This is a genomic window from Myxococcus sp. CA023 (genome assembly GCF_010998615.1).
In the GTDB taxonomy this organism is placed as follows: Bacteria; Myxococcota; Myxococcia; order Myxococcales; family Myxococcaceae; genus Myxococcus.
In genome coordinates this window covers 85,560-98,023 of record NZ_JAAEAH010000008.1, presented here as the reverse complement: position 1 = coordinate 98,023, position 12,464 = coordinate 85,560, and the positions used below count along the sequence as shown (strand labels likewise).

The following is a 12,464-nucleotide window of genomic DNA, read 5'->3' as shown; positions in this document are numbered from 1 at the left end:
GAGGCCGACACTGTAGGACCGCGCTTCCCGCACGGGCAAGCACTGTCCCGGGCCGCGCGCTTCCGGCCAGCCTAGAGGTGGCAAGGCGTGATGCTGTCGTTGCTCCCGATGAGGCGCTCCTCCGGCGGCCCGGTGTAGACGTCGTCCGCGAGCATCGTGGCCCAGCACGAGGGGAGCCGGGGGTTGTCCGTGACGACGAACGCATCGCGCACGCGCGCGAGTGCATCCAGGCTCAGCGCCGTCATCACTGGATTCCCCCGCACCTTCAGGGTGCCCACGGTGTGGAGCGAGCCCAGGGTTCCCAGGTTCGTCAACGCGTCGTTGCCCGTCACGTACAGGCCGCTCATCCAAGTCACCTGCTGGAAGCCAGACAGGTCCGCCAGCAGCGGGTTGAGGTTGACGAACAACGCGCCACCCATGCTCTGGAGCTCCGGCAGGTCCGCCGCGCGCAGCAGCCGTGGGTTCTCCGCCAGGATGACGTCCTTATGTACCCGGAACAGCGACGGCATCGGGCCCACCTGCTCCAGCAGCGCGTTGCCCGCCACGGCGAGCGCGCCTGTTTCGGAGAGGGCATCGAAGCGGAGGTCCAGGAGCCGGGCGTTGTTCATCACGTTGATGCGGTCCTTCACCACCGTCAGGTGTTCCAGCCCGGTGAGGTGCGTGAGGGCGTTGTTGTTGGAGACGTCGAGCCCACCGCCGACTCTCGTCAAACGTCCCAGCCCCTCCAGGGACTGAAGCATCGGGTTGCCCGAAATCGTGACGCTCCCTCCTACCTCTGTCAGACGGGACACCGGCAGCTTCTCCAGCACGGGGTTGCCGTGGACGGTGAGCGTGCCCGCCAGCACCTGGACGTGGGGGAACGTGTCGGGGCTCCACTGCACGCCGGTATTCCACATGGTGAGGTCGAAGAGGGGCGCCACGGCGGCCACGCCGCTCAGGGACGACAAGGCGGGGAGCGAGTAGAGCGTCAAGCTGTCGACGCGAACGGCTGGAAGCGCCTCCATCGTCTGCGGTCCGACGCGCACCTCGTTGAGCGGGTTGCTGCCACGGATGCTCAACGTTCCTCCCACGTAGCGAAGCCCAGACAGCTCCACCCGCGTCAGCGCCGGGTTGTCGTGGATGGACAGCGGACCTTCCACCGACACGAGGCCGGGTAGCACCACCGTCGTGACATCCGTGTTCTCGATGGAGAGCTCACCGCGAATGATGGAGAGCGACTTCAACGCTTCCAGGTCGGCCGCGTTCTCCACCGCGTACATCCCGTCATGGGCTGCCGACAGCTGGCACACGAAGGCGGCCGCGAGAACCTCAGTGTCGTCGAGCACCCTGTTCAGGTTGGTGTCCGCGCCTGCCTCCACCTGGGTGCCTCCAGTGGTGCAGTTCGGGCCCGCGGGCTCTGGCCGCTGGCGCAGCAGCGTCACCACGGGGTCCGCGCAGAAGCGGGCGGCCGCCCGGAGCTCGTTGTCATCGAGCACGCCGTTCCCATTGAGGTCCACGCCGGCCTCCATGAGCGCGTTGTCATACCGGCAGACGAAGGGCTGGGTCGGCAGCGGGCGCACGCGGGCGAGGACGGGCGCCGGCTCCATGCAGCCGTGGACCTCGCGCGTCACCTCGTCATCCGAAAGGAGGCCGTTGCCATCCAGGTCGGCCCCCGCCAGGGTGAGCTGCCCGCCCAGCGCACAGGGCTCGCCGGGAGGGAGCTGCCGCGTGCGCACCAGCACGCCTGGCGAGAGCGTGGCGCAGATGTACTCGGTGCCCGTCACCTCGTCGTCATCGAGCACGCCGTCATCATTCCGGTCCAGCCCCGAGCGCACGGCCTTCCCGCCGTGCTCGCAGTTCGTGCCGGAGGGCTCGTCGGCCACGCGGGTGCGCGCTTCGTGCTGCTCGACGAGCCGGCGCAGGTCAATGCCGTCACACCCGGCGGCCAGGACCAGCGCCAACGTCCACATCCATCTCATCTTGAGGAGCCTTTCGGAGCGTCACTCACCGCAGGTGGCGGTGTCGTCGTTGCCGCTGATGTGGAGTTGCCCGGCGTCGCCCGTGTACACGGCGGACGCGAGCGCCGTCGCGAGGCATGAGGGGAGTTCGAGATTATCCGTGACGTCGAAGGCTTGGCCGACCTGGTGCAGCGAGGTCAGGCCCAGCCGGGTGAGGCTCGCGTTGTCCGACACGCGAAGCGAAGCGAGTGTACTCAGGCCGCTCAGGCCCTCCAGGGTCGTCAAGGCGGGGTTTCCCATCACGCGCAGCTCGGACAGGTGACGGACCGGCGCGAGGCTGGAGATCGCCTGCAGGGCCTCGTTTTCGCTGATGACGAGCGCGCCGCCGATGCTCCGCGGGGAGAGTCCTTCCAGGGAGCGCAGCGCCGGGTTCCCCGAGACGCGGACGGTGCCGCCGACATGGAAGAGGTTCGAGAAGGGAAGCGCTTGCAACACGTTGTTGTCGGTGACGGTGAGCGAGCCCATGAGGTTGTCGACGTTGACGAGCACGGAATCCTCTTTGGGGTGGAACGCCAGGGCATCATTGCCCACCACCAGCAGGCTCTCCCGAGGCGACACGCTCACGAGCCCGCTCAGGCTGCGCAGCCGGTCGTTGTGGCTCACGACGACGCCCTGGCCCACGAACAGCCGTTGATGGTCGGCGCCGCCCGCTTGCAGCCTGTCCAGCGCGGGGTTGGCTGTCACATCGAGGTCGTCGCCCACGAAGCGCAGGACGGGCAGGTCCACCTGGGTCAGGAGTTGGTTGTTCCAGAGGCGCAGGGTGCGGTCCACCACCGCGAGCCCCGGCAGGCTCAGCTCGGTGATGGACGCGTCGTTGAGCAGGAGCGACCCCTGGATGCGGGAGATGCGCTGGAGCGCGGCGAGGTCCGCGGGGGTCCGCACGGTGTAGTCGCCGTGGAGCGTGTGCAGGGCCTCGCAGACGAAGGCGGTCTTGTGGACCTCGGGCCCCGAGAGCATGCCATCGTCATTCGAATCCACGCCTAGCCGGATGCCCGTGCCACCCTGGGGGCAGGCCGCTCCGGCGAACTCGGGCACGTAGACGACCATGAGCCGGGTCGGCTCCACGCAGACGCTCTCCATGGCGCGGACCTCGTCTTCATCGAGGAGGCCATTGCCGTTCGCGTCAGGGCCGGCCTCCACCCAGGTGCGGCCCCAGCTACAGAGCCACGGAGGGACTGTCGCCGACGGAGGCTGATGCTGGCTTCGGTGAATCACACGCGGGGAGACTGGCTCGGTGCAGCCGTACACCTCCCGGGTGACTTCGCCGTCCTCCAGGACGTCGTTGCCATTCACGTCCTGGCCCGCCCGCGACACGTGGCCGCCGTGAGGGCACTGCTCACCGGGCGGCACGTCTTGCATGTGCACCAGCACCCCGGGCGTGGGCGTGGTGCAGACGTACTCGGTGCTCGTGACTTCGGTGTCGTCGAGCACGCCGTTGTCGTTCAGGTCCAGGCCCGCGAGAAAGGCCCTGCCGCCGAGCGGGCAGCGGTCGCCGGCCGACTCGGGGTCCACCCGCGTGCGTGCCTCGTGCTGCGTGACGAGCTCGCGCAGGTTGATGCCGTCACAGCCCGCCGCCAGCATGACAACCGCCATCCAGGTCCATCGCATGGGTGCTTCTCTCTTCCTCGTGACGGGAGTCGCCGCTGGGAGGCCTTCAATCGCAGGGGGTTGAGCTGTCGTTGCCGCGAATCTCCGGCGCGCCGCCCGTGTTGACCCGTGCGGCGAGCGACACGGCCAGGCAGGTGGGGAGCCGGGGGTTCTCCGTGACGGTGAAGATGAGGGTGACGTTCTCCAGGGCGTTCAGGTCCAGGCGCAGCAGGTTCTCATGGGAGATCACATGCAGCTCTTCCAGCGAATGGAGGAGGGCGAGGTCCGACAGGTCGGTGAGGCTCGCGTTGTTCTCCAATGTCAGCACCTTCAGCGAGAGCAGCCGGTCGAAGCCCATCAGCCGGGAGAGTTGTGGATTGTTGCCGATGAAGAGGAAACCGCTGTTCTGCACCTTCTGGAGCCCCCACAGGTCCTTCAACACGGCGTTGGCATTGAACCGCATGCCGGAGGTGACGCGCGCCAGCTTGGGGAACTCCCCCGCGGCTTCCAGCGCCGGGTTGCGCTCGAATTCGAGCGTGCCCACCTGGGTGAGTTCGTCCATGCCTTGGACCGAGCGCAGATTGGCGTTGTCCCGTACGCGGAGGCCACCGCCAATGGATGTCAGCACGGGCATGCCAGACAACGCGGTCAGGATTGGGTTGTCCTCGATGACCAGGTCTCCCACGACCTTTTGCAACACCGTTCCGCTCAGGGTGCTCAAGGAGGAATTCCCGATGATGTTCAGGGAGCCGCCCACCCATTCGAGGTGCCGGAAGGGAAGGGTGGAGAGCCTCGCATTGCCCTCCAGGGTGATGTTGCCAAGGTTCGCGGAGATGAACGCGAAGTAACCCTCTTCGAGGGCATCGTTGTCTCGCAGGAGGATGTTGTGGCTGGGAAGGACCGCTCTCACTCCCATGAGCGTGGGGAGTAACGGATTGGATACCAGGTTGAATTCTCCCCAGACCCGGAGCGGAGCGAGGCTGCCGCTGCCCAGGGTCAGCATGGTTAACGCGGGGTTTCTGGCGATGGTGAGCGAGCTTCCCACGAGGCGCAGCGAGGGCATCTTCACGCGTTCGAGCGACGTGTCGATGATTGTCAGCGCCCCTTCGACCATCATCAAGTCGGGGAGGACGGCCTCCGTGGCGGATCCGGAGTCGAAGTAGAGGTTGCCGCGCACGCGGGAGATGCCCTCCAGCGCCACGAGGTCCACCGCGTTGCGCACGTGGTAGTTGCCCTCCAGCGTGTGCAGGGGCCGGCACACGAACATGGACGACATCACCTCGTTCTCCTCGAACAGGCCATCCGCGTCCCCGTCGGTGCCTACGTCCACCTGGGTGCTGGGCGTGGGACACGCGTTGCCCGCGGGAGCCGGTGACTGGCGCAGCCGGACCTCGTAGGGGAGCACGCAGAGGTTGGACGTCGCCCGGACCTCCGAGTCGTCCAGCACGCCGTTGCCATTCTGGTCCTGTCCCGCCTCCACCACGGCGCCGTGCTCGCCGCAGGGGAAGACGAACGGCTCTCGGGCGCGCACGCGGGTGACTACGGCCTCCGAGCTGGCGCAGCCGTAGACTTGGCGGCTGACCTCGCTGTCCTCCAGGTCGGCATTGCCGTTCGTGTCCTGGCCCGCGCGGTACACCTTGCCGCCCTCGGTGCAATTCTCGCCGGGGGGCTCGTCCTGCACGCGCACCAGCACGCCTGGGATGGAGGTGACACACGCGTATTCGGTGCGCGTCACTTCGTCGTCGTCGAGCACGCCGTTGTCATTGCGGTCCAGTCCCGTGCGGACGAAATGGCCACCATGAATGCAGTTGCCACCTGCGGGCTCGGGTTCCAGCCGGGTGAGCGGCGGGTACTGCCGGACGAGCCGGTCCAACTCGATGCCGTCACACCCCGTGACGAGCACGAGCATCGCCATCCACATGCGTTTCATGAGCAGTTCTCTCAGCGTCGCAGCGCCAGCTCGAAGCCGAAGGCGCGGTCCCAGTAATTGCGCTGGTCCAGGGTGACGCGGTCATAGGTGAGCGTGGCCGCCAGGCGCAGCCGCACACCCGCCAGCGCCCCCGTCACCCCCGCGGCGGTGTACGTGGAGAGTACGGTGGGGTCACCCATACGCACCTGTCCGCGCGAGATTCCCAGGAAGCCCCAGCCCGCGCCCGCCTCCAGGAACAGTGGCACGCGCAGGTGCTCCGGGGCCTGCGCGCCCAGAATCCCTAGCAGGGCGCCCCGGTGGGTGCGGATGCCGTCGGTGGCCAGGGGCGTCAGGCCATAGGCGGCGCGCGCGCCGTAGTAGAGCGACGGCAGGGGGGCCTCGCGCCGCCACGTCACCGTGGGGCCGGTGGCCAGCGTGCTCAATCCGAGCGGTGCCTGCTGCCCAGTCCAGCCCAGGTCCCAACCCGCCAAGGTGTCGGGCCGCCGCGCCATGAACCGCGGGAAGGCGCCGCCCGCGCTTGGAGGAAACGCCTGGGATACGCCCACGGGCGCGAGCCCGGTGGCCGCCACGTAGCGCTCGTAGAAATCCTTGTCGAGCGGCACCGCGAACAAGCCCTTGCGCAGGGCCTCCTCGGCGGGGCCTCGCTCCTGGAGCTCCCGGTCGCCCATGTCGATGATGCTGTTGGTGGACAGCTTGGCCAGGGTGATGCGGGCTTCCTGCGTGGGCGTGCGAATCCAATACACGTCGCGCTCGGGCAGGCGCAGCAGCACGTACTGGTCCTCGGAGCGGCGCACGTCGGCCAACCGCCGTCCGTCTGAATCCTCGACGGAGATGCGCGAGTGCTCGAGCCCCGCGGGCAGCGGAAGGCTGGGGCCCTTTGGAGCGGGGCCCACCAGCGGACGCCGGGGCTCGCGGGTGGGGGCGAAGGCGTGGAGCGACAGGCGCGCGGGGAGGCCCTTCACGCCCTGGAGCGATGCGGTGACGAAGGCGCCCAGCTCGCTGTACTCCACCTTGCCGTCGCCGTTGATGTCCGCCGCGCCCATGAGGCCGGAGCGGGCCACGTGGCTGAAGACGCCCGAGCGGATGCGAGACCACTCGTGCGTCTCGCCGTCGTCGCTCTCCGCGAACACGGCGCCCACGGTGGGCCGGGTGGCGAGCTGCTCACGGGCCAGCATGCCGCGCAGCTCCGCGAGTACCGCCGCGTCCGTCTGACCGCCGCGGCTGCCCACGACGCCAGACGCGCGGCACGCGTCCACGATGAGGTGGACATAGCCGGCGCCGAGCGGATCCACCACGTCCGCGTAAAGGCTTGCTTTATCCAAACGTCCACCCGAGAGGGTGAAGTACGCGCGTCCGGCCTCGTCTGTGTTGCCGTGGCCCACGTAGACGAGCAGCACGTCTGTCTGGCGTCCCAATTCATGGTCCACCAGGTTGGCCGCGCGGAGGCGTGCGACCTCTCGCTTCACCTCGTCTGGCGTTGGGGGCCGGGCGCCCGCGAGCACCGGCCGGGCCGTGGCGCGTGTCGCCTCGTCCGGGTCTACCAGCAGCGTTGTCTCCACGCCCAGGCGTTGAAGCGTCTCCGCCCACAGCACGCCGTCATCGTCTGCGAAACGCAGCGACGGGAGCGACGGGTCGTCGCTCCCGTTATGGGCAATGACCAGGGCGCGGCGAACCACGGCTTCGGCCGAGGCACCACGGGCCAGCAGCAGTGCCGCGGCGCCGAGGAGCACTCCCAGTTTTTTCATGGAGCTTCCTCTACCCTCACTGACTGCTTGAGCACCACCGTGCCCTTTGTCTGTTCACCGCGCAGGGTCGCCAGGGACTCGGCCGGGCTGCCTGCGAAGACGGCGACGACTTCGACGGTGCCTGCCGTTTCCGGCATGGGCACGGTCAGCTCGAGGGGGGCTTCCTTGCCCAAGCCTCCAGACAGGGCGAAGGGACCGGCTGTCACCTCCGCTTTCTTGGCGCCACGGACCTGGACCGCGACGTGGGTGAAAGGCGCATGTCCACCGGCGGCGAAGGCCAGCATGGCACCGGCGCGGCAGGCATCTCCGGCGTGCAGTTCGCGCAGGGCCTGGCCCGGGGTGGCGCAGAAGATTCGCAGGGCGACGCCGGGCGGCGTGGTGCCTTCGCCGCGGGCGACGAACTCGCCGGGCGTCGTCGTGGCGGTGGGGACGAGCACCACCGCGAGGAAGACAGCGGCCAGCGCGCCGCCGAGCAGGGCCAGGGAGGGCCACCGGGACGGAGTCTGTTCAGGCGCGGCCGCGGCGAGGGCGGCCTCCAGTCCTCCGAGTGACAATGCTTGGAGCTCCACGGAGGAGGGGGCGTGGATGTCATTGCCCTCCAGGGCGCGGTGGGCCTGGGCCCAGCGCTCGTAGCGGGTGCCGCAGCGCTGGCAGGCGTGGGCGTGGCGCAGCAGGCGAGCGGACTGGTGGGAGGACAGGTCTCCCAGCGACCACCGGGTCAGGCTGGCGTCGATATGTCTCTCGTACCACCTCATGAGGGCATGCTCCCTATTGCGCATAAGGCGAGCGAGGCCAGGAGGACTCCCAGCTCCATCCGCCCGGGCTCGGCCGATGCGTCCAGCCAGCCCGAGTCCTTCAAATGCTCGGTGAACTGCATCCGCATCCGCCGCTCGCGCACCCGGACTTCGCCTCGAGTGAGCTGGAGCTGCTGGGCGGCGGACTCCTGCGAAAGTCCTTCCACGAAACGCAGCTGCGCCAGGGCGCGGCCTTCGTCCGTGAGTGTGTCGAGGAAGGCGCGGACCAGGTCGCGCACTTCGGTGCTGAGGGCCTCTTCTTCCGGCGTCCGGTCCTCGGTGGGCAGGTGCGTCATCTCGGGCGCGTCGTCCATGGGGACGGCCTCGCGGGACACGCGTCCCGACGCGCGCATCAGGTCGATGGCCGTCGAGCGCGCCACCGTGAGGAGGAAGCCCAGGTAGGGGCGAACCCCGTCATAGGCCTGCCGCATGTTGGGCCGGAAGGCCCGGACGAACGTCTCTTGATGGGCGGCGTCCAAATCCAGCGCGGACAACGCGGCGGTCCGCGTCCCCCCATCCGTGCCCACCGCGAACTTTCGCGAGAGGTAGCGGAGCACCTCCGGCGAATAGGTTCGGTACACCTGCGTGAGGACGGACGTCTCCCCCCGGCGGAAAGCCTCCAAGACGGACCGGTCGTTTCCAGGCAGCACGGTAGCTCCGTCCCTCGTCGCGAGCCGGCTCGAGCCCAATGCCCGGCCGTCCGTCATCCCTTCAAAATGGGATACGGAACAGGGTCGCAAAATGGGTCGCGCCTAATAACGGATGGGGCGCATTTTCATTGTGTGCCCGTCTGACGATTCCCGCTCGGGACGGGGAGGAGCCATGTGGGGTGCAGGGTTACCCAGGCGTGGCGGAGGCGATCGAGCAGCCGAAGATGGTCGGATGGGTTCAGTCCCTGGGCTGCCGCCGGGGTGGTGGACCACCGCCTTCTCCACCCGCCTCCAGCGCACCTAAGTGCATTCGTCAAAGAAGGTATTGCACCTAAATTTGATGAGCTGTTCGAGGTGTTCGTGCACGGGACAACCCAACAGCGCGTTACAGATTTCAAGGTTTTGGAGTCGAAGCGGCTCTTTACAGCGGCCGGTTTGTCCACGACGGAATTTTTTGTGAAGCGAGCCATGGAGCGCGAGGGCGGGGAGGTTGGTGGGGTGGTGGTTGCGTTGCAGCGCTCTGAAATGGCAACGCTACGAAGTAACAAGCTCGTAAGGACCCAGCCTGTCCCAGATATGCCAGATCTCCTTGAGACCATTTTTGAGACAGGAGCTGCTTCTATGCTCAATAGGACGGCTGTGATTGAGGCGCTGCCAGAGGCTTTTTAAAGCGATGAATGCCCAAGCGATAGCCACCATTCGAGTCGAACTCCCCCACGCCACCGGAAGAGTTCGTTTCTTTTTTGTTAGCCCATTGGATGCAAGAGAGTGGCATCCCTGGTGGGGGGAGCTTTTTGGATTTCTGGCCTCGATTGGCCCGAGAGAATATGTAGGTATTGATGAAGATGGCGCTCCTATGGAATGTGCAGTCATGACTGGAGAAGTCAGAAGAGAGTTTTTGAGATTTCTGAAAACAGCGCCTGCGTCAGAAGTGTCTGCGCACCGTGCCTTACGGTCAGCACTTAAAATGCTCTCAGAGTCCGAGCTTGATGTGGGGGTGCGCTACTTTGGTCGGCCACAGGGATGCACAGTGGATGCACTGTAACACAGAGACAGATAGCTATGACGCGCAGCGCAACTTGGTGGCGAAGCAGGACGCCAACGGTAGGGGTTCGATCAGAAATTGCTTAGAACTCCTTTCAGTAATGCCGGGCAAGCCTCCTTTGAAAGGAGTTCTTAGGCTGATCTAGTGCGCAGCCGGCCTTCGTAATCACGCTTGCCGAGCGGTACACCGCGCGAGCGGAGGATGTCGTAGGCAGTGACGGCGTGGAAATGGAAGTTCGGCAAGGAAAACGAGAGAATGAACGTCTCCGACGTGAAGGCGAGCCTCCGCGGCCCGATCTGAAGGTCCAGGTTCTTGCCCGCGCATTGGTCAACCTCGTCGGGCGTGAACGCCTCCAGCGCCACTTCCGCTTTGCCGATCATCGCCTGCAGGTCGGCGAAAGGGACCGGTCCGACTAAGGCCGGCGGGGCGAACACACCGGTCTTAAGGGCTTCCACCCCCCACACGGAATGGTGACATGTGGCTTCGACCTGAAAGTGGAAGGGCGCCATGTCGTCGAAAAGGCGCGCGTTCACGAAGTCGTCGGGATCAACACCCGTCTCAGCGCAGTGCTTGGCCGCACGGTCGAGAAAGCCTGCGACGGCCCTCACGGTCTGAAGGAAGGTGGGCACGCTGAGGTCGTAGAGTGATGTCGCCATCGGATTCCCTCGCTTTCTGGCGCTCGCGTTTCCGCCTTTTCAGCATGCGCCCGAACGACCACGGCAGCAAGAACCGGGCGTTCGAAGCCGTCCGTGGCGAACTCCTTTCAATAATGCCGGGCAAGCCTCCTCTGCATGATGAGGCTGCAGCCCATCTGGAGGAGGGTGAGGTGGATGTCGTCCCGACGCTCCTCGTGCACTCGCAGCCGCTTGAGGTTGTGGAGCCATGCCAGTGTGCGCTCCACTACCCAGCGGTACCGCCCCAGTCGCTCGCTCGGCTCGATGCCCCGGCGGGCAATGCGCGGGATGATGTGTCACCGCCGGAGCCCTCGCCGGATGTCCTTGAAGTCGTAGCCCTTGTCGCCATGCCCCTTCTCCGGGCGCCTTCGTGGCCGGCCTCGGCGCCCGTTGTGCGCGGAGGGGATGGCATCGAGGAGCGGCAGAGCGCACTTCTTGTCGTGGACGTTCGCTGCGGAAAGCAGCACTGCCAGCGGACTGCCCTTCCGGTCCGTCACGACATGGTGCTTGGTGCCTTTCTTCCCTCTGTCCGTGGGGTTCGGGCCGGTCTTGGGGCCCCCCTTTTCGCCCGGATGCTCCCGGAGTCGAAGGCCACGCGCCGCCAGTCGATGCGGCCTCTCATGCCGAACTCGTCGAGCAACTGCTGCTGGAGACGCTCGAAGACCCCAGCGCGAGTCCACGCGTCCAGCCTGCGCCAACAGGTGATGCCGCTCACACCGAACACCTCGGTCGGCAGATCCTCCCAGGCAATGCCCGTCTTCAGTATGAACATGATGCCGCGCAGTGCGGCGCGGTCGTCGCACCGCGGCCGCCCGCGCGCCGTCTTGCGCATCTGGCGCGGCAGCAACGGGGAGACTCGCTTCCAGAGCGCGTCAGGTACCAGCTCCCGCCTCATGCCCGGCAAGCTGCACATGCCCGGAGGCGAACGCATCCCTGCGGAGTTTCGGGACTATTTTTGAAAGGAGTTCTTAGTCACCTGGGGCTTGAGGACGTAGTCCCAGTAACCATGGAAGTCCGAACGGACGGGGGGGCCAGAGGCAGGCCTGATTGTTGCCGCGCATGCTATTTGAGGGATGGACGCCTGTTTTCGCGCGCACTGGTTGAGGAGCTCACGAGCGGAGGTTCCGAAAATGCCATCACGGAGCCGGGCCACCGGAAGTCATTCTCGTGAGGAGACTCAACTCCTTGACGCGACAGCAGTGTCCGCGACAAGCGGATAAGTACATTCCCCATGAGGGATTTTATGGGTTTTTGGATATAATTAAATGAGAGAAGGGATGGATTGAGTGATCCGCGAGGACGGAAATTGCTCAGTGTGTGGCCGTGGCGTTGAATGGATCGTCGTTCAGTCCATCGGTTCAAGAAAGGAATTGCGGTGGTCACGGGGGCTGCACTGTGGGCACTGTGGAAATGCTGTGGAAGAGGACTACATCGGATTCCCGTCTGAGCAGATCCGCAGTGCATTCATTGAGGCTCAGGGGCAATGGAGCTTGCACCTCTTGGATGCGGCACACCGCAACAATGCCGTAAGGGAGATGAGGCGTTTGCTTGGGCTTGATCTCAACGCGGCCGCACGCCTGCTACGCGCACCTTTGAATGAACTCTGGTCGGGTACAGAGACCGAGGCGAGATGGATTGCGCTGCACCTACACAAGCTTGGAGTCCTCGTGGCTGTCACGCGACAAAACTCCTGAGCTATCACTGCTGCGTCAGGGGTAGGCCGAAGAGGGAATGGGCGACGGAGGGCTGAGCGGACAGGCCCTCATTGCATCGTCTGCCATCCGCCCCATTCATGAGAGAGGTATGGACTCTTTCATGAACGCCGCCGCGGTGCAGCGTATCCGTCCGGCCAACGACGTGCTGAGAGGCGTTGAGTGAGGAGTCGGCGCCGTGGACCCTGGAGTGTATGTCGAAGCCGGTGGAGAAGCAGGAGTGGTTCCGGGGCGCCGAAGCCATCGAGGCGAGCGGGCTGACGCAGAAGGAGTTCTCCTCGCAGCGAGGCGTGCGGCTGAGCACGTTTCTCTGCTTCAACAACTAAGGGG

At 66.1% G+C, this 12,464-nt stretch carries 9 protein-coding genes and 1 pseudogene; 2 read left to right on the top strand and 8 right to left on the bottom strand.

Translation table 11 applies throughout. The features are described 5' to 3' along the window. Positions 1-71 precede the first annotated feature (71 nt). Genes F8M74_RS05225 through F8M74_RS05200 form a run of 6 tightly spaced genes read right to left on the bottom strand, consistent with a single transcriptional unit; the run spans position 72 to position 8,703 of the window. A complete protein-coding gene (locus tag F8M74_RS05225; RefSeq protein WP_228559310.1) occupies positions 72-1,949 on the bottom strand; it encodes a hypothetical protein in 1,878 nt (625 codons plus the stop codon). Between the two features lie 30 nt (positions 1,950-1,979). Continuing rightward, the gene (locus F8M74_RS05220; RefSeq protein WP_141253399.1) at positions 1,980-3,605 is read right to left on the bottom strand and encodes a hypothetical protein; all 1,626 of its coding nucleotides are present in this window, start codon (positions 3,603-3,605) and stop codon (positions 1,980-1,982) included. A 46-nt stretch (positions 3,606-3,651) separates the two neighbouring features. Further along, positions 3,652-5,514 (bottom strand): hypothetical protein, encoded by a 1,863-nt coding sequence (locus F8M74_RS05215; RefSeq protein WP_228559308.1) that lies wholly within the window; start codon positions 5,512-5,514, stop codon positions 3,652-3,654. Between the two features lie 11 nt (positions 5,515-5,525). Then, the gene (locus tag F8M74_RS05210) at positions 5,526-7,259 is read right to left on the bottom strand and encodes a caspase family protein (RefSeq protein ID WP_141253397.1); all 1,734 of its coding nucleotides are present in this window, start codon (positions 7,257-7,259) and stop codon (positions 5,526-5,528) included. Further along, positions 7,256-8,014 carry a hypothetical protein gene (locus F8M74_RS05205; RefSeq protein ID WP_228559306.1) on the bottom strand — a complete coding sequence of 253 codons (759 nt, stop codon included), beginning with the start codon at positions 8,012-8,014 and terminating at the stop codon, positions 7,256-7,258. The genes F8M74_RS05210 and F8M74_RS05205 overlap by 4 nt, the downstream gene beginning before the upstream one ends. Further along, positions 8,011-8,703, bottom strand: coding sequence for an RNA polymerase sigma factor (locus tag F8M74_RS05200; RefSeq protein ID WP_171410510.1), 693 nt, complete (start codon positions 8,701-8,703; stop codon positions 8,011-8,013). The genes F8M74_RS05205 and F8M74_RS05200 overlap by 4 nt, the downstream gene beginning before the upstream one ends. A 261-nt stretch (positions 8,704-8,964) precedes the next feature. On the opposite strand from F8M74_RS05200, the gene F8M74_RS05195 reads away from it, so the two are divergent. After that, positions 8,965-9,372 carry a hypothetical protein gene (locus F8M74_RS05195; protein WP_153881089.1) on the top strand — a complete coding sequence of 136 codons (408 nt, stop codon included), beginning with the start codon at positions 8,965-8,967 and terminating at the stop codon, positions 9,370-9,372. A gap of 507 nt (positions 9,373-9,879) precedes the next feature. On the opposite strand, the gene F8M74_RS05190 is transcribed toward F8M74_RS05195, so the two are convergent. After that, positions 9,880-10,404, bottom strand: coding sequence for a DUF1993 family protein (locus F8M74_RS05190; protein WP_141253393.1), 525 nt, complete (start codon positions 10,402-10,404; stop codon positions 9,880-9,882). Between the two features lie 107 nt (positions 10,405-10,511). Then, positions 10,512-11,317 (bottom strand): annotated as a pseudogene (locus F8M74_RS05185) (IS5 family transposase). A gap of 1,011 nt (positions 11,318-12,328) precedes the next feature. Between F8M74_RS05185 and F8M74_RS38420 the strand changes: the two are divergent. After that, positions 12,329-12,460 carry a hypothetical protein gene (locus tag F8M74_RS38420; RefSeq protein ID WP_255470708.1) on the top strand — a complete coding sequence of 44 codons (132 nt, stop codon included), beginning with the start codon at positions 12,329-12,331 and terminating at the stop codon, positions 12,458-12,460. The last annotated feature ends 4 nt before the right edge of the window (positions 12,461-12,464 follow it).